Raw genomic sequence first — 24272 nt, 5'->3', positions numbered from 1 at the left:
TCCTCAAATCTTTTTGGTATTCATGGTCATAGGCTGCAATGTGCAAGCACAGCAGCCTAAGACTATGTATCCCTATATCAATTAAACTTCTCTGTAATCTCCATCAACTACGTTGTCATCTGCTGATGAAGCGTTATTTGAAGCACCACTCATATCAGGGCCTGCGCCTGCTCCCATGTTAGGACCTGCGCCTGCTGCTCCCTGTGCATTCTCATACATCTTAGCAAAGAGTGCCTGAGCATCGTTCATAAGCTTTTCTTTCTGGCTCTTAAGAGAATCGATCTCGCTGTCAGAAAGTTCCTTATCCTTTGTCTGCTCAAGTGTTTCCTTGAGAGCCTTGATATCGTCTTCTACAAGCTGCTTCTGAGAAGCGTCGATCTTGTCGCCAACATCCTGAAGAGCTTTCTCTGTCTGGAATACGAATGAATCAGCATCGTTACGAGCATCGATTCCTTCTTTACGCTTCTTATCCTGAGCTTCATATTCCTGAGCTTCCTTAACAGCCTTATCGATATCTTCATCAGACATGTTAGAACCAGCTGTGATTGTGATATGCTGCTCTTTACCTGTTCCAAGGTCCTTAGCAGATACGTTAACGATACCGTTAGCATCAATATCAAATGTAACTTCGATCTGTGGAACACCTCTCATTGCTGGTGGGATTCCATCAAGTCTGAACTGTCCAAGTGACTTGTTGTCCTTCGCGAACTGTCTCTCACCCTGAAGAACGTTGATATCTACTGCTGTCTGGTTATCTGCAGCTGTTGAGAATACCTGGCTCTTCTTTGTAGGGATTGTTGTGTTACGCTCGATAAGTCTTGTAGCAACACCACCCATTGTCTCGATAGAAAGTGAAAGTGGAGTAACATCAAGAAGAAGGATGTCACCAGCACCTGCATCTCCGGCAAGCTTACCACCCTGGATAGAAGCACCGATTGCTACGCACTCATCAGGGTTAAGGTTCTTACTAGGTTCCTGACCTGTAAGCTGTTTAACTTTCTCTACTACGCAAGGAACACGAGTTGATCCACCAACAAGAAGTACCTTTCCGATATCTGCGTTAGTAAGACCTGCATCCTTCATAGCGTTCTGAACAGGAATAGCTGTTCTCTCAACAAGGTCGTGGATAAGTTCTTCGAATTTAGCTCTTGTAAGATCTACATCGAAGTGCTTAGGGCCATCAGCGCCTGCTGAAATGAAAGGAAGGTTGATGTTTGTTGTTGTTGAAGAAGAAAGTTCCTTCTTTGCCTTCTCTGCAGCTTCCTTAAGTCTCTGCATAGCCATCTTATCGCCTGAAAGGTCTACGCCTTCTTTATTCTTGAAATCCTGGATCATCCAGTTGATGATTGCCTGGTCAAAGTCATCACCACCGAGGTGTGTATCACCGTTTGTTGAAAGAACTTCGATAACGCCATCACCAATCTCAATGATAGATACATCGAATGTACCACCACCAAGGTCATAAACCATGATCTTCTGCTCTTTTTCATTGTCAAGACCATAAGCAAGAGCTGCTGCTGTAGGCTCGTTGATAATTCTCTTTACTTCAAGACCTGCAATCTTACCAGCATCCTTTGTTGCCTGACGCTGAGCATCATTGAAATATGCAGGAACTGTGATTACTGCTTCTGTAACTTTTTCGCCGAGATACTGTTCTGCATCAGCTTTCAGCTTCTGAAGGATCATGGCTGAAATCTGCTGTGGTGAATACTTTTTGCCATCAATTGTACGACCATTGTCTGTACCCATGTCTCTCTTAATTGATGAAATTGTGTTTTCAGCGTTTGTTACAGCCTGACGCTTTGCAGGTTCACCAACAATTCTCTCACCATTCTTTGTAAATGCAACGATTGAAGGAGTTGTTCTAGCACCTTCTGCATTTGCTATAACAGTTGGCTTTCCGCCTTCCATAACTGCTACGCAGCTATTAGTTGTACCAAGATCGATACCGATAATCTTACTCATTTCTTTGTCCTCCATAATTTAAATTCGATCATTTGCACGCTTAAAAAACGCTGTGCATTTGTAATCATCTATATAACTTATTTGCTAACACCAACCATGCTGTGTCTGAGCACGGTGTCGTGGAACTTATATCCCTTTTGAAGTTCCTGTGCTACAATACCTGATTCATACTCTTCACTTTCAACCTGCATTACAGCGTTGTGGAGATTTGGATCAAATTCCTTTCCCACGGCTTCAATAGGGGTTACTCCAAGATCTTCAAGCTGCTTGGTAAGCTGCTTATAAATCTTGTTCATACCATCTGCGAAGGCTCCGTCTTTTTCGTCTTCCGGAACTGCTGCAAGTCCTCGCTCGAAATTATCTACGATAGGGAGAAGCTTTTCTAATACACTGCCCTGTCCCTGTTCAAACATCTGAGCTTTTTCTCTGTCAGTTCTTTTTCTGAAATTATCAAACTCAGCAACCTGTCTTATAAGTCTGTCATTGAGTTCATCAAGCTTCTCTTTTAAAGGATCTTTCTTCTCTTTTTTGGAAGGCTCTTTTTCTTCAGATTTCTCAGCTTCTTCCTTTACTTCTTCTGAAGCTGATTCCTTATTTTCAGCAGCCTCTTTTTCTTTGGCTTCTTTTTCAAGGTCTTCCATGATATTTTCAAGAACTTCTTTTTCCTGTTCGCTTACATGCTTCTTTTTATTGCTCAATTCATTGCCTCCTAACACTTGTCTATATTAGCTGCGCTAATCCTTTTTATACAGATCATCAAGCGCATGTCTCATATTCTTTAATGTTGAAATAACTTTATCGTAATCCATTCTCTTGGGACCTATGATACCAACAGTTCCCTTCATTCCATCCCCAAGCTCATAGGTTGCTGTTACAACACTGCAATCCTTCATAGCCTGAACCGGTGTCTCATTACCTATATATACCTGAATACCTGTCTCATCAGAATCGGAGGAAAGTGTATCCTCTACGATACTTGAAAGATCCTTGGTATCCTCAAAGGTACTGATAAGTTCACTGGCCTTGGTGGAATCTGTAAGTTCCGGGTACTTGAAGATGTTCATGGTACCACTTGTATATATCTGAAGGTCCTCATCAGCTGTAATAGATTCGGCAGCCGCATCAATAACGTTGCCTATTATCTCGCTGTGGATTCCAGCTTCCTGCTTAACTGCAGCTATAAGGCCAAGATTTATATCCTCTACAGCAAGTCCGTCAAGCCTTGTGTTCATAAGGATGTTCAGCTTAAGCATTGTTGCATCGTCTAAGACTTCTTCAACCGGAATGATCTTATTTTTGATGACATTTCCTTCTATAACTATTGTCGCCAGAAGATGTCCTTCATCAACCTTACTTATCTGTATGAACTTAAGTTTATTTTTTCTGATCTGCGGAGCAGATATCATTGTTGCATAATTGGTATCTACCGCCAGTGTCTTGGCAACCTGCTTAAGCAGATTCTCAAGCTTCTCCTCTTTGTCGAGGAGCATTTCCTTCATGTTCTCAACTTCCTGTTCCTTGTCACGGAGCATCTCATCAACATATACTCGATAACCCTGATCAGAAGGAATACGGCCTGCTGATGTATGAGGCTGTAAGATAAGTCCCATCTCTTCAAGGTCAGCCATTTCATTTCTGATTGTTGCAGAGCTAAGATTAAGATCCGTGTACTTGGAAATAGTACGGCTACCAACTGGTTCTCCTGTTTCAAGGTAGTTCTTAACTATTGCATGAAGTATTTTTCTTTTTCTCTCATCTAATTCCATATTGCCCTTCCTATGCATTCACCGGTTAAATTCATCGGAATGGTTTAGATGTTAGCACTCACTCGATTCGAGTGCTAATATCTTCTGTAACTTAAAATAGCACTATGAGAGTGTAATGTCAACAGCGCTTTTTATAAAATAAATATTAAGAAAAAAACGCTCCCTACTTTCGTAGAGAGCGTTATATACGCGCCAGAATTATAAGCCGATTCTTCCCTGAACCTTATCATTTACTACATAATAAGCAGCGTCTTCATCAGGCTTTACATAAATGCTGAGTTTCTTGATCTCATCAACATTTCCACCCATTTCATACTGGAAGTTATTCTTGGAGTTCTGAATAAGATCTTCATATGGAATATGCTTGTATGAATACTGAAGCTCGATGCTAACCTTGATCTCTTCTGCCTTTGCAGGAGCAGCTTTCTTAGTAGCAGCTTTCTTTACAGGAGCAGCCTTCTTTGCAGTTGTAGCTTTCTTTGCTACAGGCTTCTTCTCAGCCTTTGCTTCTGCTTTCTTAGGCTCAGCTTTCTTTGCAGGAGCAGCTTTCTTTTCAGCTGGCTTTTTAGCAGCGGCCTTCTTTGCAGCAGGCTTCTTAGCAGCTTCTTTTTTAGCTTCTTCCTTGATGATAGCTTCAGTAAGTTCTTTAACTTCAGATTTTTTTACTTCTGTTACAGGAGCTTTTGTTGCTGTCGCTGGCTTAACAGAAGAAGTTGTCTTCTTTACTTCAGGCATTTTTGTCCCCTCCTCAAAATCACACTTGATTTATGTAACTCTTTAAAACAGTGAAGTCATTTACGAAATAGAGTTTACTCTGTTTAAACCGCATTGTCAACGCATTTATGAAATAAAAATTATCACCTATGCCCATATTATGCGGAGTAATTGTCTTTGACAAACTCGCGAAGGCGTACCATGGCTCTTTCAACCTTCTCAGTATCAATACAGTAAGCCATTCTGAAGAATCCCGGAGCACCAAAGCCGTCAGCAGGCACAAATATCAAATCATAGTCCATGGCCTTCTTGCAAAAGCTGATGGAATCTTCTTCTAAAGCCTTTGGCATGATATAAAATGTTCCGTCAGGCTTGACCACAGTAAATCCAAGTTCTTTAAGTGTCTTGTAGATTATGTTCATATTGGTCTCGTACACGGAAAGATCTGCTGTAAGTGAGCATACTTTTGCAACTGCCTGCTGGATTATTGATGGAGGGCAGTTGTGGCCTGTGCCTCTTGATATCTGTCCGCACATTGGAACGATATACTCTGCGCCCTCGCAGGCTGGATTTACTGCAACATATCCGATTCTTTCTCCCGGAAGAGAAAGAGACTTTGAAAATGAATAGCAGCTAAGTGTGTTGTCATAGAACTTTGAAACATATGGAGTATCAGCGCCTTCAAAAACTATCTCTCTGTATGGTTCATCAGAAATAAGGAAGATAGTGTGTCCGTACTGAGCTGATTTCTTCTTTAATATATCTGCAAGTTTGGTAAGTGTTGCAGTACCATAGGCAACGCCTGAAGGGTTGTTCGGAGTATTGATAAGAACCGCCATAACTTTATCGCCAAGCAGTTCCTCAAACTTGTCAAAGTTGATCTGGAATGTGTCTGTATCTGCAGGAACAACTTTAAGCTCTACACCTGCGCCCTTAATATATGGAAAATACTCAGGAAAAAATGGAGCAAATGTGATCATCTCATCCCCGGGCTCAGTGACAGCTCTTACAGCATGAGCTATTGCGCCTGCAGCTCCGGTAGTAGGGAAAATGTGCTCCGGACCATAATTCATTCCAAAGCGCTCATTTAAAGACTCAGCTATCTTTTCCTTATAAAGAGGGTTTCCAAGACTTGGAGTATATCCGTGGAGAGTCATTGTATCCTCATTCTGCAAAAGACGTATCATTTCCTCTGTAAACTCTTTTGGAACTTCTACACTTGGATTTCCCAGGCTGAAATCAAAAACATTCTCATATCCGATTTCTTTTCCCCTGGCTGTTGCATATTCTGAAAGCTCTCTGATAACAGATTTAGCCCCAAGCATTTCTTTGTACTGCTGATTGATCATATCTGCCTCCTGACAAAATCATTTTAAACTGACTCACATTATACCACATAGTTTTAACCATTTACAGCGCTAAAGTTTACTATTCAAGTGCTTGATAATAAATAGCGCACAATGTAAAATTATCCATAACACTATTTTGAGGAGCATATTATGAAGCTTATTAAAAAATTTATCCCCTACTACAAACCATATATTGGCGTTTTTATATTTGATCTTGTATGCGCGTCGATTCTTTCTGTGATAGATCTGGCTTTTCCTCAGTTTTTGAGGATCTTAAGAAGCACTCTTTTCCTTGAAGAGCCAAAAGTCATCTTGAGTCGTTTGGGGCTTGTTGCGCTTGGCCTTGTCATCATGTACATAGTCAGATCACTTTGCAAATACTATGTTACTTATCAGGGTCACATGATGGGCGCCAGGATGGAATCAGGAATGAGGCATGATCTGTTTGAGAGATTTGAAGCATTTTCTTTTTCCTACTATGACACCCACAACACCGGCGAAATGATGAGTAAGCTCGTGTCCGACTTGTTCGATATTTCCGAACTTGCCCACCACGGCCCGGAGAACATCTTTATTTCAGTAGTAAAAATAGTTGGCTCTTTCATTCTTCTTATGAGAATAAATGTGCCTATGACTCTGTGCCTTGTGGCCGTTGTATTATGCATGGCTGTTTTCTCAGTTAGTCAGAACCGTAAAATGCGCGCGACTTTCTCTGACAACAGAAGAAAGATTGCAGGTATCAACTCATCTCTCCAGGACACATTAGGTGGAATAAGAGTCGTTAAATCTTTTACCGGTGAGGAAATTGAGGAAAAGAAATTTGATGAATCCAACATCGCATTCCTTGACTCCAAGCAGGCAAATTACCGTCAGATGGCCAAATTCCATTCCGGAAATAATCTGTTCGAAGGCCTTATGTTCGTGACAGTGCTTGTGGCAGGCGGCTTCTTTATAGCCAAGGGCCAGCTCACCGGCGAAGACCTTGCTATCTACGCTCTTTACATTAATATTTTCATCAATCCGGTAAATGTTCTTGTTGAATTTACGGAGCAGCTCCAGAAGGGGCTTGCCGGCTTTGAAAGATTCCGCGAGGTTATGGATACCATGCCTGAGATCGTGGACAAAGAAAATGCGGGAGAACTTAAGGACGTTAAGGGCGTTATCGATTATAAGAACGTAAGCTTTTCATATGAAGAAGATGAAGCAGTGTTAAAAGATATAAACTTACATGTGGAAGCTGGAAAATCAGTTGCCATAGTTGGGCCTTCAGGCGGCGGAAAGACAACGCTTTGCTCCCTTCTTCCAAGATTCTACGATGTCACAGAAGGCTCTGTCCTTATTGACGGTACTGACATTAGAGACGTGACTCAGAAGTCTCTTCGCTCCTTCATCGGAATCGTTCAGCAGGATGTATATCTTTTTAATGGAACGGTAAAAGAAAATATTGCATACGGTAAGCAGGATGCCACAATGGAAGAAATTGTGGATGCTGCAAAAAATGCTGATCTCTTAGATTTCATTGAAAGCCTTCCAAATGGCTTTGATACTGAGGTTGGAGAAAGAGGCGCAAGGCTCTCCGGAGGTCAGAAACAGCGTATCGCCATTGCAAGAGTGTTCCTTAAGAACCCGCCAATCCTGATCCTTGATGAGGCAACCAGCGCTCTCGACAACGAAAGCGAAAGATACATTCAGGAAAGTCTTGATAAACTCTCGGTTGGAAGGACCACCATTACAATTGCCCACAGGCTTTCAACAATCCTTGGCGCCGACGAGATCATCGTCCTTGACGAAGACGGCATCAAAGAGCGGGGCACTCACAAAGAGCTCATCAAAAAAGGTGGTCTCTACGAAAAGTACTACCGCATGCAGCTCGGAAAAGTCTGAATCAACACTTTCTTGCGAGTGGCATAAAATCCAGAAGTGCCCATACCTTCGGATAGATCTCGGAGTATTCACAAAGAGACAGTAAATTCACAATAATTCGCCTCATTTCCTTTCATGCTTATTCAAAACAGGAAATGAGGCTCTTATTATTTATTAACTGTCTCTATTGCTCATACTAAATCGCTCTATCCGAAGGTATGGGCACTTTTGGATTTATGCTTTACTACACATATAAAGAAAAATTTTTTTGCAAGAACAGCAGACGAACTGAAAGTGTTAGGCATAGTGATGTGAACGATTTTGAAAAATAGTGGTTCTATAGCAATATGTGATTGGCGGGGGCGACTGAAAATGGGTAAAGTTATGATATAAGTTTTTTCGCGAGGTGTATAGTTATGGGGAATGTTCGTTTTCACTTGCCGGGGCTGAGGTATAATTATCCGCTAAATATGTTTTGGATAAGTATGATGAAACAGTACCCGCATTATTTTAGAGAAGGTGTTGAGATTGCATCATTTTTTGGCTCTTTTCCATTTTCACTTTGGAATGGAGGAAGGCTGATAGCTGATGATCAGTGCGACAGAGCTTTTGTTCAGAATGTAATAAAGAGCATAAATGCCAATCACATACCTGTGCGATTCACATTTACTAATCCACTTATTACTGAGGAAGATTTAAGGGATCCATTCTGTAATTTCTGCATGGAAGCAGGAAACAATGGCATGAATGAAGTGTTGGTGTTCTCGCCGCTTCTTGAAGAGTTCATAAGGGCAAAATATCCTTCATATAAGATTGATTCTACAACCTGCAAGGAAATAAAAGATTTAGACAGCCTGAACGCAGAGCTTGATAAGGATTATAAATACGTAGTTCTTGATTACAACATGAACAACAAGTGGGATCTTATTGAGCAGATTCATCATAAAGAAAAACTTGAAGTGCTGGTAAACGCCCTTTGTGTTCCCGATTGCAAAAGAAGAGGCGATCACTACAAGAACATTGCGCTCAACCAGGAGATAGTAAAAGAAAACCGTCTTCTTCCGAAGGATAAACAAAAGCCGCTGATTCCCTGGAAATGTGAGTATGGTGACAAAAACTGCATCTATACAATTCAGGATTACTCTACATATGTTTCTCCTGAGCTTATATGGGAAAAATATGTACCAATGGGAATCAACAACTTCAAGATTGAGGGTAGAACCGCTAATCTCTTTTCTCTAATCGAGACGTACTGTCACTACATGATTAAGCCCGAGTACATCGGAGAGGCAAGGCTCCTTCTCATGAGAAATCTTGAAGCTTCCAAGATAATCCAGGTCAACAGGCCAAGACCTGCAGCATTTAAATAAAAAAGAATCAATTCTTTACAGTTCTTTTCTACACTGTATATTAAAGAGAGGATACTTGCCAACCAGATTGGTTGGACAAGTATCCTCTTTATTTGTATATACGTAAGTAATGGCTCCGTACGCCACCATTGACTGAACCTGAGGAAAACGCCTTTATCTGCGAGCCGACGGTGAGAATGATGGGAACAGTAGCTTCATTCATGCACCGTCGGATTCAGCATTGTAGCGTTTTCCTCAGACCCCGTCAATGGCAAGCACCTTGCGGTGTGGCTGCATTAAAGTGCCTCAGGCTCCAAATCCAGGAACAGTAGGGGCGGCTACTTTAAGGTGCCTCGGGCTCTGAATCCAGAAACATCAGAAGTGGCCACTTTCAAGAATGCGTAGTGCTATATGCTCGCGACTCCCCATGTAATGAGAGCGAAAATGCTGTTTTGGGTATATAGCTTGATTTTGAGATTACAGCATCACTCACCAAGATTTCTGACTTGTGATTTTGGGTATATACGGACTTTTTGAAGTTCACACACCCTTTTATAGGTGGTTGATCGTCTCATATCACTCATTCAATGGATGTGTAGTTCTATTTTTTCTCGTATATACCCATTTTCCCTTACCGAGAATTCTCCCGATGGATGTCGTAACTTAAAAAGTATAGCTATATACCCATTTCACTGTGACAATCCAGAGTTAGGAGAAGATTTTTGAGTGATGTATGAAAGATGTATGCGATGATGTGGGATAACTCCGATAGAATTTCATGTTTTATCCCACAGCTCTGGAAATCGGCTTGGATAGAGTGGAATAAGTATTACAAATCTTTTGCTGTTATCCTACATCGCAGCATGATCGCTATGACATAATAGGATAAACGTTACAGTTTTTTTGATCTTATCCCACATCTCAATTAATCCCACATTTATCCAATTTGAATCGCCAACCAATAGAAATTGCTTTGGGCATATAGCGCTTTGTAAAGCTTCCAGCCACCTACGATTCTTTACTATTTTGGGTATATAGCAGCTTTTTGCGAAGCCAGCCACCCCTCACGAACTTCAAATGGGCTTATAGGCCGATTTCAAGCTGCGGGCCACCCGTTAAAAGGGTGGCTGCGGACGGATAATTACCGTATATGCCCAATCGCCTGTGATAAAAGCCATGGTGAGGGGTGGCTGCAAGCCTGATATCCGGCTATGAGCCCAAAAACGGTTTTATTTTGGGTGGCCGAGCTATTAAAAACTAGCTATATGCCCATGATTCCTTGAAACTAGCCACTTCTACTGTTCTCGGATTCAGAGCCTGAGGCACCTTAAACCAGACACACCGCAAGGTGCTTGCCATTGACGGGTTCTGAGGAAAACGCTACAATGCTGGATCCGACGGTGCATGAATCTGACTACTGTTCCCATCATCCTCACCGTCGGCTCGCAGACAAAGGCGTTTTCCTCAGGTTCAGTCAATGGTGGCGTACGAAGCCACCATCTATACTTCAAAAATGAAAGTATTATTCCCTGACGAGTGCTCTCATCTTTTCCACAATCTCCTCGGCATCTTCGAGGAGTTTTTGTCCGGCTTTGGTTGGATTGCCGTCCTTTTGGTACTTGTAGACAAACACTGGTATTCCGGCGCTGTGGAAAGCCATATTTCCTTTGTAGGAAGCTATGAAGCCCGGTATCTTGCCGGCGTCAATCTTGGCGTTTGGATTGATCTTAAACTCTATGGTTCCGTTTCCACCTTTGATTTCCGGAATGTAGAGTGAATGGGCCTTGGAGCGCAAAAGAGATATCCTAAGAAGGTTATCTGCTGCCTGAGGCACTTCTCCGAATCTGTCTATGAGCTCATCTCTCATATCATCGCATTCCTGCTGGTTTTCCAGTGTTGCTATTCGCTTATATATTTCGAGCTTCTGCTCTTCGTTCATGATATATTCATTAGGAATGAAAGCATCCACATCAAGATCAATGCTGGTGTTGATAGCATTAAGAAGCTCATCGTCTGTGCTGTCGCCTTTCTTGATCCTGACTGCTTCTCCAAGCATCTTGCAATACAGGTCATATCCTACTGCCTGCATGTGGCCTGACTGCTTTCTTCCAAGAAGGCTTCCAGCTCCTCTGATCTCAAGGTCACGCATGGCAATCTTGAATCCGCTTCCAAGATCAGTGAACTCTCTGATGGCGGAAAGTCGCTTTTCAGCTACTTCTTTTAGCATCTTATCTCTCTTATACATAAGGAATGCATAAGCTGTCCTGTTGGAACGACCAACTCTTCCTCTTAACTGATAGAGCTGTGAAAGTCCCATCTTATCAGAGTCGTGGATTATCATTGTATTAACATTAGGGATATCAAGTCCCGTCTCAATGATAGTTGTTGAAACAAGCACATCGATGGTTCCATCAATGAAGTCGTACATGATTCTTTCAAGTTCAGACTCTTTCATCTGTCCATGGGCAAAAGCAACATTGGCCTCCGGTACAAGCTTTTGTATCTGAGCCGCCATATCAGCAATGGTATTTACTCTGTTGTAAACATAGTAAACCTGACCATTCCTTGAAAGCTCTCGGACAATGGCCTCTCTTACAAGCTCGTCATTGTACTCCATAACATAGGTCTGAATTGGCATTCTGTCATTTGGAGCTTCCTCAAGGACGCTCATCTCTCTGATACCCACAAGTGACATATGAAGGGTACGAGGAATAGGTGTCGCTGACAAAGTGAGAACATCAATATTCTCTTTTAGTGTCTTTAGCTTTTCTTTGTGGGTAACGCCAAAACGCTGCTCCTCATCCACAATAAGCAGTCCCAAATCCTTGTACTTCACATCTTTTGACAAAAGTCTGTGGGTTCCAATGACAATATCCACAAGTCCCTTTTGCAGGTCCTGAACGGTTTTCTTTTGCTCCGCTGCAGTCCTGAATCTGGACATAAGGTCCACTCTTACAGGGAAATCACGCATTCTTTCTGAAAATGTATTGTAATGCTGCTGCGCGAGAATAGTAGTAGGAACAAGGACTGCAACCTGTTTGCCGTCCTGAACCGCCTTAAAGGCAGCCCTTATGGCAATCTCTGTCTTTCCAAAGCCAACGTCTCCGCAGATAAGTCTGTCCATGGTCTTGGTGGACTCCATATCCCTCTTTGTATCCTCTATGGCCGTAAGCTGATCATCTGTCTCCTGATAAGGGAAAGCATCCTCAAACTCCTGCTGCCACACAGTGTCTTTTCCAAACTGATATCCAACAGCCTGCTGGCGCTTTGCATAAAGCTCAACAAGGTCCTGAGCCACTTCCTCAACTGCTGCCTTGACCTTCGCCTTAGTGTGGCTCCAGTCGCCGCTTCCAAGCTTATTGAGCTTGGGCTTATGGGTGTGCTCGCTGTCGTCGCCGCCGGAAGCATATTTCTGAATAACAGAAAGACCTGTCGCAAGAATATAGAGATTTCCACCATCTCCATATTCAACTTTAATGTAATCCTTTACCACATGGTCTGTCTCAATCTTCTCAATACCTCTGTAGATACCAAGTCCGTGGTCCTCATGAACCACGTAATCACCGATCTTAAGGTCTGCAAAGTCAGATATCTTCTCACCCTTATAGGTGCTCTTTTTCTTTTTTCTCTTCTTGGTATGCTCGGTAAAAATGTCTGACTCAGCAATTACTGCAAACTTAATATCAGGGTACTCAAAGCCCTTTAGTATCCTGCCGTAGTAAGTCATAATCTCGCCGGGCTTTAGTACTCTTCCTGGGTCTTCGCTATAAAATGCGCTGACAAGGTTATCCCTTAGGTCATCAACAATTCTTTTTGCCCTGGTTCTGGAACCTGAGAGAATAAGCACTCTGTAGCCCTGCTTCACGTAAGACTTCAGGTCTTTTACAAGAGACTCAAAACTGTTGTTGTAGGGCGCTACACTCCTTGCCTTTATATCCCAGCTCTTTTCCGGTGAAAAGATATTCTGGCTCTTGGGGATAGGTAACGAAGAAATGATAACTCTTCTGCCGTTCGCCATTCTGCTGACGCAGTTATCAGTCCCATACAAAAGATCCATCTGTCCCGGAAGAACATATCCCTTTTCTGCTCTGTGGGTCATGCTCTCTCTGAACTCAGCTTCAACTGCCATGGCGTGCTCTGCCACTCTTCCGGGCTCATCGATAAAGATACAGCTCTTTCCCTTAGGGAACATTTCCTGAATGGTTACCGTATCCTCATAGAAATATCTGATATAGCTCTCAAGGTTAACTGATGTCTTTAGTTCAAAGAGCTGCTCCCTAAGTTCTTCAGTCTGAGTTTTAAGCTGGTGTGCCTCTTTGGTCTTAAACTCCGAGCGCAGTACCTCGACGCATCTGTCAGTTTCTTCCTGGATCCTTTTCATTCCTTCCTGAAGCTTATCTTCATCAAGGATAATCTCAGATGCAGGATAAATCTCAATTGATTCCAGCTTTTCAAGGGATCTCTGAGAAAGAATGTCGAAGCTTCTGATAGACTGTATCTCATCCCCCCACAGTTCTATTCTGTAAGGGTTATCCTCAGTCAGGTCAAAGACATCCACAATATCACCACGAACAGAAAATTCGCCCGGGCCTTCAACCTGATAGTTCCTGATATAGCCCATGGCTACCAGCTTTTTGGTGATCTCTGTCTCATCAACAGGCTTATGTCTGTCGATTGAAAGGATGTTTTCCTTTATGATCTCAGGCTTTATCTGAGGCGCCATAAGGGCAGAGAAGGTGGTGACCACTGTTACAGGCCTTCCCTCGATAAGTCTTCTCATGCATCTTATTCTCTGTCTTACAATCTCATTGCTGTGAACATCAGCCTGGTAAAAGATAAGGTCTTTTGCCGGATACACAGTGACATTCTTGTCATAAAACTTGTAATCCTCATAGATCTCTTTTGCCCGAAGGTCAGAATAAGTCACGATGATCTTGTACTTAAAATCAGCCCCAAGACTGTCGATGAAATGGAGCTTTTGAGAATCCACGCAACCTGTAACTTCTGCGCAGGCAAAAGGCTTCTCAAGGTACTTATTAATTTCTTCAAATTCAGTTAACTCATGTAAAGGAGTTGTGATCGCTCTCATTTATTTTTTACCATTAAACTTGTTCATGGCGCTGTCGACGCCATTTTCCATTATCTCAACAACTGCAGATGCTGCTAAATCTATTCCTTCTTTTATAGATACCTGATCCTCGCCCTCAAAGTGGCCAAGTACCCAGTCAACCATATCGTATTCTTTAGGTTTTTTACCCACTCCCACACGGACACGGTTAAATTCACTGTGTCCAAGCTGGGCGATTATGTTCTTAAGTCCGTTATGTCCGCCGGCGCTGCCCTTTGGTCTTACTCTTATGTTTCCTGCATCCAGCTCCACGTCATCGGATATGACTATAAGTTCTTCTTTTGTATCCACTTTAAAATAATCGCAGATCGGTCTGATGGCTTCACCGCTAAGGTTCATATAGGTAAGAGGCTTTACGAGGATAACTCTCTCGTTACCAATTCTTCCTTTTCCAAAAGCTGCCTTGAACTTAGTCTCAGTAAGCTCTATTCCATATTTATCTGAAAGGGCATCTATTGTTGCAAAGCCCACGTTATGTCTTGTTCCAAAGTATTTCTTTTCAGGGTTTCCAAGTCCCGCTATTACAAACATTCTTCCTGTTTCCTCTTCTTTTTTACCAAATAATCTCTTAAAAATCCCCAACACGCTTATTTTCCCCTTTTATACACCGAAATAAATGGGGCTTAGTACATAATGTACCTTAAGCCCCATTTAATTGTTTCCACTATACCATTATTCTGTTAATTTAAGCAAGTAGATATGGATTATTCTGTAACTTCTCCATCTGCCGTTTCTTCTACTGCTGCCTTGTCGTAAGCATCAAGAATAGTATCCTGTAAGATCTTACGTGTGTCAGAATTGATTGGATGAGCGATATCACGATACTCGCCGTCAGTTGACTTCTTGCTTGGCATCGCGATGAACAGTCCTCTTTCTCCTTCAATTACCTTTATATCATGAACTACAAATTCATTGTCAAAAGTAACTGATACTACTGCACGCATTTTTCCCTGCTTTGTGACTTTTCTAACTCTTACGTCTGTGATTTTCATCATGTACCCCCTCTCGGTCATAACAGTTAATAATGTAAAAAATTACAATACGTATCTCTCATTATTCTCAACTACAATCTTTATGCCGTTTTCCTCTTTGTAGTAAGAATTTGCCTGAATTGTTCCATGACTTTCAACGATGCAGTTCTCAATATGAGAATTGTCGCCGATGTAAACGTCATTGAGGATGATCGAGTTCTTGATGTAACAGTTGTTTCCGACAAATGCCCCCTTGAAAATAACGGAATCTTCTATTGCACCATTGATGATACATCCACTGGATATAAGGCTGTTTTTAACGTTAACTCCCACGTTGTACTTTGCAGGTGGAAGATCAACTACCTTTGTGTAGATACCAGGATACTCACGGAAGAAGTACTGTCTTACCTCTGGTTTGAGGAAATCCATGTTTGTTCTGTAATAATCCTCTACAGAAGCGATGTTGTTCCAATACTCTTTTATCTTGTATCCATAGATTCGTTTCATATCCTTGTATCTTACAAGAATATCTCTAACGAAGTCGTATCTCTCTTCCTCTTCAGCTCTTTCAATAAGTTCGATGAGCTGGCGTCTTCTTATTACATAGATACCACATGAAATGGTATTGGACCTTGATACTACAGGCTTTTCCTCGAACTCTTCGATTCGGCTCTCCTCGTTCATTCTGATGGTTCCGAATCTCTCAGTATCAATGTCAGCAGGCATGTCCTTACATACTACTGTAATATCTGCCTGTTTCTGAATGTGGTATTCAAGAAGCTTTGCATAATCCATTTTATAAACGCAGTCACCGGAAGTGATGATAACGTATGGCTCGTGGCAGCCCCTTAAGAAGTCAAGGTTCTGCGCGATCGCATCAGCTGTTCCTCTGTACCAGAGGTTTCCTGATGCCTTAACAGCAGGAGTAAATACGTAAAGACCTCCCTGCTTACGTCCGAAATCCCACCACTTTGAAGAACTTAAGTGTGAATTAAGACTTCCTGCATTGTACTGCGTAAATACTGCAACTGTCTGAATATGAGAGTTTGTCATATTACTCAGTGCAAAATCGATACTTCTGTAAAATCCTGCTACAGGCATAGCGCAGACTGCTCTTTTCTTGGAGAGCTCCTGCATTCTGCTACTGCTACCACCTGCTAAAATAATGCCAATCGCTCTCATGTCAATCACCTGCCTTATCTAATGTTCTGCCGCTTTCAAGTATTCCGTTTGGATAATCTTCAGCAGTAGTAATACCGGAAATCATGATGTTCTTACCGATTGTCACATCGTTTGGAATAACAGATTTCTCGCCGACAGTGCAGAGACCTTCACAGTATATGCTTGGCTTTGTCTCATTCTCTTTTTCCTCGAAGGCTCCAATCTTGACGTTGTTACCAATCTTAACCTTCTCAGCAATGATTCCTTTTTCTATGTTGCAGCCTTCACCAATCTCTGTTTCATTCATAATAATAGAGTGGCTTACAACTGTATCTTTTCCAATTTTTACGCCGGGGCCTATAACTGAGTTATAAACCTTACCGTAAATTTCACAGCCCTCACCTACGATACTGCGCTCAATTGCGCTATCTGGTCCAAGGTACTGAGGCGGCTGAACGTCGCTGGCTGTGTAAATCTTCCAATATTCTTCATACAGGTTAAACTCAGGAACTATATCGATAAGCTCCATGTTAGCCTGCCAGTAAGATGTAAGTGTTCCTACATCCTTCCAATATCCATCAAACTCGTAAGCATAAAGAGCCTGGCCCTTTTCCTTACAATAAGGAATAATATGCTTACCAAAGTCAAGGCCTGCCTGATCCTTATTAGCTATAAGTGCCTCTTTTAAAGCTTTCCATGAGAAAATATAGATACCCATAGAAGCAAGATTGCTGCGTGGATGCTCAGGTTTCTCCTCGAAATCTACAATCTTTTTATTTTCATCGGTGATCATAATACCGAATCTGCTGGCCTCTTCCATAGGAACAGGCATAACTGCGATCGTAGCATCCGCATGACTTGCCTTGTGGAAATCAAGCATTGTTTCATAATCCATCTTATATATATGATCACCTGAAAGGATCAAAACATAATCCGGATTATAATTTTCCATATATTCAAGGTTTTGGTAAATAGCATTGGCTGTACCGGTATACCATTCACTATTAGAACTCTTCTCGTAAGGAGGGAGTACAGTTACTCCACCAAAATTACGGTCGAGGTCCCACGGGATACCTATACCAATGTGAGAATTAAGTCTTAGGGGACGATACTGTGTAAGAACTCCCACAGTGTCCACTCCAGAATTGATGCAGTTACTAAGTGGGAAATCGATGATTCTGTACTTTCCCCCAAATGAAACTGCAGGCTTTGCCATCTTGGCAGTTAACACTCCCAATCTGCTGCCCTGGCCCCCTGCCAGCAGCATGGCGATCATTTCTTTTTTTATCATGTTCCACCTCGTTGCATTTTGTAGTCACAAGAACGTGACTTTGATACACCAGACATGTCGATTGACATGCCACAGAAAACCGCTTTTTTCTATTAATGAGTATATCATAAAAAAAAACTAAAAACACACAATTAATCTCTTTTATTAAGATATGGTTTAACTTAAACGATTACGCCTCCCATTTTTGACTTTGATAAAATTAGTGCTAGAATATATTGCGTTATATGATGCGAAAAATAGATTCATGAATCGAGGATTTTATGTACAAAATTAATTTTGATAAACCGGCACATGTGTACTTCATGGGTATCGGTGGAATATCTATGAGTGGTCTTGCCCATATATTAATAGAAAGGGGCTTTAAGGTTTCTGGTTCAGATAACAAAAAATCTGAAATGACAGAAAAGCTCGAAAGCCAGGGCGCAAACATTGTATATGGTCAGAAGGCTGAGAACATCGCAAACAGCTCACCTATCGATGTAGTTGTTTACACAGCAGCTGTTCATCCTGACAACCCTGAATTTATGGCGGCAAAAGAGGCTGGCATCCCAATGCTCACAAGAGCTGAGCTTCTTGGCCAGATCATGACTCACTATGATCTCCCTGTTGCAGTTGCAGGAACCCACGGAAAAACGACTACAACATCAATGCTTTCCAAGATTCTTTTGGAGGCAGACACAGATCCTACTCTTTCAATCGGCGGTGTGTTTAAGGACATCGGCGGAAACATCCGTGTTGGTAAATCAGAATATTTTGTTACAGAGGCATGTGAATATACAAATAGCTTTTTAAGTTTCTTCCCTAAGATCAGTATCATTACTAATATAGATGCTGACCATTTGGACTTCTTCAAGGACCTTGATGATATCAGACATTCTTTCAAAAAGTTCGCTGAGCTTTTACCTGAAGACGGAACTCTTGTTATCAACGGCGATATTGATAATGTTTCGTATATCACTGATGGTCTTAAGTGCTCAATTGTTACCTACGGCTCCACAGATGCTTTTGATTATTATCCTACTGATATTACTTACGATGATCACGGCAATGCTTCTTTCAAAGCTCACTTAAAAGGAGGCTTAGTACTTGATATAAAGCTTGCGGTTCCTGGCGTTCACAACGTTTATAACGCCCTTGCTGCTATAGCTGTTTCTTCTATATTAAGTGTTGATCCTGCTCATGTTACTACAGCCCTTTCTCTCTTTGGCGGAACAAGCAGAAGATTCGAGTATAAAGGGGAAGTGCACGGCATCACAATCATTGATGATTATGCACATCACCCTACAGAGATCAAGGCAACTCTTACTGCTGCCCAGAACTATCCACATAAAAAGATATGGTGCGTATTCCAGCCGCATACATATACAAGAACAAAGGCTCTTTTAAATGAGTTTGCTGACGCTCTTTCCCTGGCAGACCACGTTGTTCTTGCTGATATTTACGCAGCAAGAGAGACCGATAACCTTGGAATAAGCTCACGAACACTGTGCGATAAGATAAAAGAACTTGGCCATGAATGTATGTATTTGCCAACTTTTGAAAACTTTAGTGAGATTGAAAAGTTCCTTTTGCAAAATTGCACTAAAGGAGATTTGTTGATAACCATGGGTGCCGGTGATGTTGTTAAAATAGGCGACGAACTACTTGGTAAATAATACTTATCCACATATCCACTTTTTTTATAAAAAAATAATAAACAATTTCTAGTGGAAAACAGCCACTCCATTCTTTACTGATGGATTGGCTGTTTTATATTTTTTTAATAAAATAATCCACATTATCCACATTGTCCACACAATTTATAAAATTTGGGAAAAGCGCGCCAATGCTGGATTTCTTCGTTACTTTTACCCATATCATTTCAGAAATTTGTGTGTTAAGATTTGAATTGTTCGAAAGAGAGCACCAAATTTTTAAGAATGCATCTTTGAACTTCGTAACTAAACTTGAGGTGAAATAGTATATGATGGGGCGAGTAACAATCAGTCATAATTTGGGGGAGGATTCAACGAATGTTTCCAATATTTTCATTGACGAATACATGCAAGACGCAAATGATGCGCAGATTAAGATCTACCTCTTTCTTCTGCGTATGATGAGTGCCAATCTGCCCACCAGCGTTTCGGCACTTGCAGATAAATTCAATCATACTGAAAAAGACGTAATTCGAGCACTTAAATACTGGGAAAAAAAAGGGCTTATCACACTTGAATATGACGGTGCAGGAAATCTTACCGGAATCCACATGGAGGATATTGTTTCTCCTGCAAACTTCGGAAGAAGAAAGAGTGACACTGTTCTAAGATCTGTTCCTCCTATCCATGAAGTAACTGCTGAGGAGCACGAGCACGTCGCCAAGGAAGTCAAAAAAGCTCCGGCAAAGCCTAAATACTCTGCCGCACAGCTTCGCGCTTTCAAAGAAGAAGAAGGCGCAGGAATCGTATTCCTTGCAGAACAGTATTTTGGAAGACCTCTCACTTCTACTGAAGCATTAACACTTTATTATATTCATGATGAGCTTAAATTCTCTGATGATCTGTTGGACTATCTGATGCAGTATTGCGTCGATAATCATAAAGCTGATTTCAGATACGTAGAAAAGGTGGCTATCAACTGGAATCAGGAAGGCATCAAAACGCCAAAACAGGCTCACGCGGAAATTTACAAACATGACCCTAATATTTTGGGAATCATGAAGGCCCTTGGTATGGAAAACAGTCCAACTGAGAAGGAAGGAAACTTCATCAGTTCTTGGCTTGGGGAGTTGGGATTTTCGATGGATATTATTATGGAAGCCTGTGACCGCACTGTTATGGCGACACAGAAGAATCGCTTGAAGTATTGCGACAGCATTCTTCGCAGCTGGCATGAAAAGAAGGCAAGTTCAAGGGAGGACATTGCCAGACTGGATGCAGACTTTACCGCTGATCTTAAGAAAAAGAGATCAAAGGCTTCCGTATCATCCATCACAAATAAAATCCGCTCTGACGAATCATATATTCGCCCTAGCGGCAGCCAGAACCGTTTTAATCAGTTTCAGCAGAATACATATGATTTTGCCGAACTTGAGAAACAGCTTCTGGACAACTAAGGTTACTTTTTAGAAATTCACTAAGCTGTAACCAACATAGCTCTTACTTGATTGGGGAATCAGATAAGAACTGCAGATAATATCAGCCCTGTACTTTTGGTTCGGCGGCGGCTTTTGCCTTCCCTGAAACACGTACAGGGCAATATTGTGCAAAGGTTACTGGAGGACAGACCATGGCATTAACTAATGCTCAGTACGATGAAATAATGCATGAATATGAAGAGAGACGCGCTCTTCACAGACAGGAACTGGAAGACAGACAGCGATATGTCTATGAGACAGTCGAAGGCTATAAAGAGCTTGAAGACGAAACAGCTTCTGCCAGCGTTTCTTTCGGCAAAAGACTTCTCTCAGGCGAGCGACTTGACCGCTCTGTTCTAAAACGCGAGCTCGAGGAACTTGCAAGGCAAAAACTAATTCTTTTAACTGAAGCAGGATTTTCTTCAGATTATCTTGATATGGGTTATACCTGTCAGGACTGTAAGGATACTGGTTACATTGGCAATGAAAAATGCCACTGTTTCAAACAGAAAATAATCGAAACACTCTATGATAAATCCAACTTGAGAATGCTGACAAAAAGCGCTAATTTCAGGCTTTTAACAGATAAATACTACCAGGGTGAGGACCTTAAAAAATTCCATGGCGCAGTAAAAGCTGCTGAAGAATTTATAAATAATTTTGGTTCTGACTACCAAAATCTATTTATTTATGGTACAGTGGGTACTGGCAAATCTTTCCTTTCGGTTTGTATTGCCAATGAACTTCTGAAAAAAGGCCATTCGGTGATATATTTCAGCTCAACGGGGTTATTTGAACTACTGGCTGAAAATTCATTTGACTACAAGAATAAGGGGGAACTTAGGGGGATCTATGAGGATTTGTACAATTGTGAGTTACTGATCATCGATGATCTGGGCACTGAACGTACAAATAGTTTTGTGGCTTCTGAGCTTTTCTCCTGTCTCAACGAACGCGACAACAGAAAAAAAGCGACGATCATTACCACAAATCTTTCTCTTGAACAATTGCAAAATACATACTCTGATAGAATCTTTTCGAGGATAACAAGTAATTTCAGACTCCTGAAACTTTCAGGTCAGGATATTAGAAAAATAAAGAAAATTGCAAGAAAAGAAAGCGAGGATTTTCAGTAATGCCAAAAAGAGAAGAGAAACGTAATCTGGAGACTATTCCTGTTGGATCTCTAGGAATTATTCCACTTAAGGGAGTTCAGTCCCTTGCAGAGAAAGTCGATTACTATCTCGTAAAATGGAGAGCAGAAAGGGAGAACGAACACAAGGGTAGCCTTGCATTTACAGGCTATGAGCGTCCTTCTTATATCTTGGAAGCCGAGGTACCAAGGTTTGGAACCGGTGAAGCAAAAGGTGTGATCAGGACTTCAGTTCGTGGAGATGACCTTTATCTTCTTGTAGATGTATGTAACTATTCACAGACCTATTCTCTTTTCGGACAAGAAAATCATATGTCTCCTGATGATCACTATCAGGATCTTAAAAGAATCATTGCAGCCGTTGGAGGCAAGGCAAGAAGAATCACTGTAATCATGCCATTCCTCTACGAGTCACGTCAGCACAAGAGAAGCTCAAGAGAATCTCTTGACTGCGCTATCGCTCTTCAAGAACTTGTGAACATGGGTGTTGATAATATCATTACCTTTGATGCACATGATCCAAGAGTTCAGAATGCTATTCCACTTAACGGTTTTGAGACCGTTCGTACAACATATCAGTTTATTAAGGCACTCCTTCGCAATGTCTGGGATCTTAAGATTGATTCAGATCACATGATGGTAATAAGCCCTGATGAAGGCGGAATGGGCAGAGCTATTTATCTTGCCAGCGTACTTGGCCTCGATGTAGGAATGTTCTACAAGAGACGTGACTACACACAGGTTGTAAACGGACGTAACCCTATCGTTTCACACGAGTTCCTCGGAACAAGCGTTGAGGGCAAGTCAGTTATCATCGTAGACGACATGATCTCATCAGGTGAGAGCATGCTCGATGTAGCAAGAGCTCTTAAAGAGCGTAAGGCTGCAAGAATCTACGCATTCTCAACATTTGGATTATTTACAAGTGGTTTGGAAATCTTCGACAAGGCTTATGAAGAAGGTATCATCGACAGAGTATTCACTACTAACCTTGTTTATCAGACACCTGAGCTTCTCTCTCGTGAATGGTACATCAGCTGCGATATGAGTAAATACATCGCATACCTTATTGATACACTTAACCACGATGCATCAATCAGTGATCTTCTTAACCCTGTAGAGCGTATCAACAACATCATTGAGCGCTACAATAGCGGAGAGCTTCGTGCATCCCTTGAAGCCGAGAAAAAGATCTAAGTTTTGTAAACAGACGCAGCCGAGCTGAAAGTGTAGGCATAGCTCTGTTCACTCTGATATTTTTCAATGTGATAAATTGGACATAAAACACCCACAAAAGACTTGTTTCATACTTATTCAGAACACAAGTCTTTTGTGGGTTTATTTATATCCATTTATCATCATTTCAAAATAAATCGTTCACATCACTATGCCTACACTTTCAGTTCGGCTGCTGTTTGTGAAAAAATATTAGTATTTATATGTGTCGTAAACCATAAATCCAGAAGTGCCCATAACTTCGGATAGAGCGATTTAGTATGAGCAATAGAGACAGTTAATATAAAATAAAAGCCTTGTTTTCTGTTTTGAATAATCATGAAAGAAAACAAGGCGCATTATTTTATATTTACTGTGTCTTTGCGAATACTCCGAGATCTATCCGAAGTTATGGGCACTTCTGGATTTTATGCCACTCGCAAGAAGTTATGCTTTAAGGAAAAGGTTCTTGATATCCAAGAGGTTGTCGAGACGTGCGTATAGTTTTCCACGGAGTTCTTCGTCGGGTTCTGTGAGGTCGGGGATCATGATGACGTTGCAGCCTGCGGAATATGCACTGTTTACGCCGTTTGGAGAGTCTTCTACTGCGAAGGTTTCCTCTGGCGAAAGGCCCAGTTCATTGCAGGCATAGGCGTAAATATCGGGAGCAGGTTTTCCAAGCTCAACCATGTTGGCGCAGATTATCTTGTCAAAGTAGTCAAACAGGTCGATTTTCTTAAGATATCGCTCTGCTCTTGGATATTCATTGGCTGTGGCAAGGGCTGTCAGGATTCCATGTTCGCGGAGCCATGACAGGATTTCCTTGGCGCCGGGCTTTAGAGGAATCCCCTGCTCTTTTATGAGTTCTTCAACTAGGCCTTTTCTATACTCTCTTACCTTTGCATAATCAAAGTCTTCTCCAAATACTTCCTTAAACCGCTTTGGAGCAAAAGGTCTTCCGAGAGACCTGAGTTCAAGGGCAAAATCCTTTGGGGCTTCATATCCAAAATGTGCAAAAGCTTTTGGCCATGCTATCTGATAATACTTCTCGGTATCAGTAAGCGTACCATCCAAATCAAATATCACGGCTTTTATATCTTTATCTGGCATATCCACAATTCCTTACTTTTTTATCTGGCTTTTCCACAATTTATAGTTTTCAGAATCCCAAGTTGTCATTAACAAGGATCACATGGATACGGTCCTTGTGTCTTGAGAATCTTGTTATCAAAAAC

17 protein-coding genes and 1 pseudogene are annotated in these 24272 nt (G+C 41.6%); 6 read left to right on the top strand and 12 right to left on the bottom strand.

Features of this window, described 5'->3' with window-relative positions; translation table 11 throughout:
• Nucleotides 1–81: 81 nt before the first annotated feature.
• The 5 genes from dnaK to E7303_RS07700 all read right to left on the bottom strand — a co-directional run bounded on the left by dnaK (nt 82) and on the right by E7303_RS07700 (nt 5794).
• Nucleotides 82–1965, bottom strand: a complete 1884-nt coding sequence (gene dnaK, locus E7303_RS07720; RefSeq protein ID WP_292144614.1) for a molecular chaperone DnaK — start codon at nt 1963–1965, stop codon at nt 82–84.
• Nucleotides 1966–2042: 77 nt separating this feature from the next.
• On the bottom strand, nt 2043–2606 hold the full coding sequence (gene grpE, locus E7303_RS07715) for a nucleotide exchange factor GrpE (RefSeq protein WP_442861646.1): 564 nt from the start codon (nt 2604–2606) through the stop codon (nt 2043–2045).
• Nucleotides 2607–2699: 93 nt separating this feature from the next.
• Entirely contained in the window at nt 2700–3731 is a 1032-nt protein-coding gene (hrcA, locus tag E7303_RS07710; RefSeq protein WP_292144612.1) for a heat-inducible transcriptional repressor HrcA, read from the bottom strand.
• A gap of 198 nt (nt 3732–3929) precedes the next feature.
• On the bottom strand, nt 3930–4466 hold the full coding sequence (locus E7303_RS07705) for a DUF6465 family protein (RefSeq protein ID WP_292144611.1): 537 nt from the start codon (nt 4464–4466) through the stop codon (nt 3930–3932).
• Between the two features lie 137 nt (nt 4467–4603).
• Nucleotides 4604–5794 carry a pyridoxal phosphate-dependent aminotransferase gene (locus tag E7303_RS07700; protein ID WP_292144610.1) on the bottom strand — a complete coding sequence of 397 codons (1191 nt, stop codon included), beginning with the start codon at nt 5792–5794 and terminating at the stop codon, nt 4604–4606.
• A 150-nt stretch (nt 5795–5944) separates the two neighbouring features.
• Here E7303_RS07700 and E7303_RS07695 point away from each other — a divergent pair, with 150 nt between their 5' ends.
• On the top strand, nt 5945–7678 hold the full coding sequence (locus E7303_RS07695) for an ABC transporter ATP-binding protein (protein ID WP_292144609.1): 1734 nt from the start codon (nt 5945–5947) through the stop codon (nt 7676–7678).
• A 464-nt stretch (nt 7679–8142) separates the two neighbouring features.
• Complete coding sequence (locus tag E7303_RS07690; RefSeq protein ID WP_330601643.1) at nt 8143–9027, top strand: hypothetical protein; 885 nt, start codon at nt 8143–8145, stop codon at nt 9025–9027.
• Between the two features lie 1501 nt (nt 9028–10528).
• Here E7303_RS07690 and mfd read toward each other — a convergent pair.
• The 5 genes from mfd to E7303_RS07665 all read right to left on the bottom strand — a co-directional run bounded on the left by mfd (nt 10529) and on the right by E7303_RS07665 (nt 17557).
• Nucleotides 10529–14095 (bottom strand): transcription-repair coupling factor, encoded by a 3567-nt coding sequence (mfd, locus tag E7303_RS07685; protein ID WP_292144607.1) that lies wholly within the window; start codon nt 14093–14095, stop codon nt 10529–10531.
• Nucleotides 14096–14716: an aminoacyl-tRNA hydrolase gene (pth, locus tag E7303_RS07680; RefSeq protein ID WP_330601642.1), complete on the bottom strand. Its 621-nt coding sequence runs from the start codon at nt 14714–14716 to the stop codon at nt 14096–14098.
• Nucleotides 14717–14838: 122 nt separating this feature from the next.
• Nucleotides 14839–15126 (bottom strand): septation regulator SpoVG, encoded by a 288-nt coding sequence (spoVG, locus tag E7303_RS07675; protein WP_022775219.1) that lies wholly within the window; start codon nt 15124–15126, stop codon nt 14839–14841.
• A 42-nt stretch (nt 15127–15168) separates the two neighbouring features.
• A complete protein-coding gene (gene glgD, locus E7303_RS07670; RefSeq protein ID WP_074888405.1) occupies nt 15169–16287 on the bottom strand; it encodes a glucose-1-phosphate adenylyltransferase subunit GlgD in 1119 nt (372 codons plus the stop codon).
• A 1-nt stretch (nt 16288) separates the two neighbouring features.
• Nucleotides 16289–17557 carry a glucose-1-phosphate adenylyltransferase gene (locus tag E7303_RS07665; RefSeq protein ID WP_292144606.1) on the bottom strand — a complete coding sequence of 423 codons (1269 nt, stop codon included), beginning with the start codon at nt 17555–17557 and terminating at the stop codon, nt 16289–16291.
• 260 nt (nt 17558–17817) lie between these two features.
• On the opposite strand from E7303_RS07665, the gene murC reads away from it, so the two are divergent.
• The 4 genes from murC to E7303_RS07645 all read left to right on the top strand — a co-directional run bounded on the left by murC (nt 17818) and on the right by E7303_RS07645 (nt 23019).
• On the top strand, nt 17818–19212 hold the full coding sequence (gene murC / locus E7303_RS07660) for a UDP-N-acetylmuramate--L-alanine ligase (RefSeq protein ID WP_292144605.1): 1395 nt from the start codon (nt 17818–17820) through the stop codon (nt 19210–19212).
• Between the two features lie 308 nt (nt 19213–19520).
• Nucleotides 19521–20648: a DnaD domain protein gene (locus E7303_RS07655; RefSeq protein ID WP_292144604.1), complete on the top strand. Its 1128-nt coding sequence runs from the start codon at nt 19521–19523 to the stop codon at nt 20646–20648.
• Between the two features lie 173 nt (nt 20649–20821).
• Nucleotides 20822–21805, top strand: a complete 984-nt coding sequence (locus E7303_RS07650; protein WP_022775226.1) for an ATP-binding protein — start codon at nt 20822–20824, stop codon at nt 21803–21805.
• Nucleotides 21805–23019 (top strand): ribose-phosphate pyrophosphokinase, encoded by a 1215-nt coding sequence (locus E7303_RS07645; RefSeq protein WP_022775227.1) that lies wholly within the window; start codon nt 21805–21807, stop codon nt 23017–23019. The genes E7303_RS07650 and E7303_RS07645 overlap by 1 nt, the downstream gene beginning before the upstream one ends.
• 465 nt (nt 23020–23484) lie before the next feature.
• On the opposite strand, the gene E7303_RS07640 is transcribed toward E7303_RS07645, so the two are convergent.
• Entirely contained in the window at nt 23485–24147 is a 663-nt protein-coding gene (locus E7303_RS07640; RefSeq protein ID WP_292144603.1) for an HAD family hydrolase, read from the bottom strand.
• 49 nt (nt 24148–24196) lie between these two features.
• Nucleotides 24197–24272: pseudogene (locus E7303_RS18080) on the bottom strand (lactate utilization protein); the annotation flags it as partial.

It is taken from the genome of Butyrivibrio sp., from assembly GCF_015056685.1.
In the GTDB taxonomy this organism is placed as follows: domain Bacteria; phylum Bacillota; class Clostridia; order Lachnospirales; family Lachnospiraceae; genus Butyrivibrio.
The sequence above is the reverse complement of the archived record's forward strand: the minus strand, read 5'-3'. Positions and strand labels throughout refer to the sequence as shown.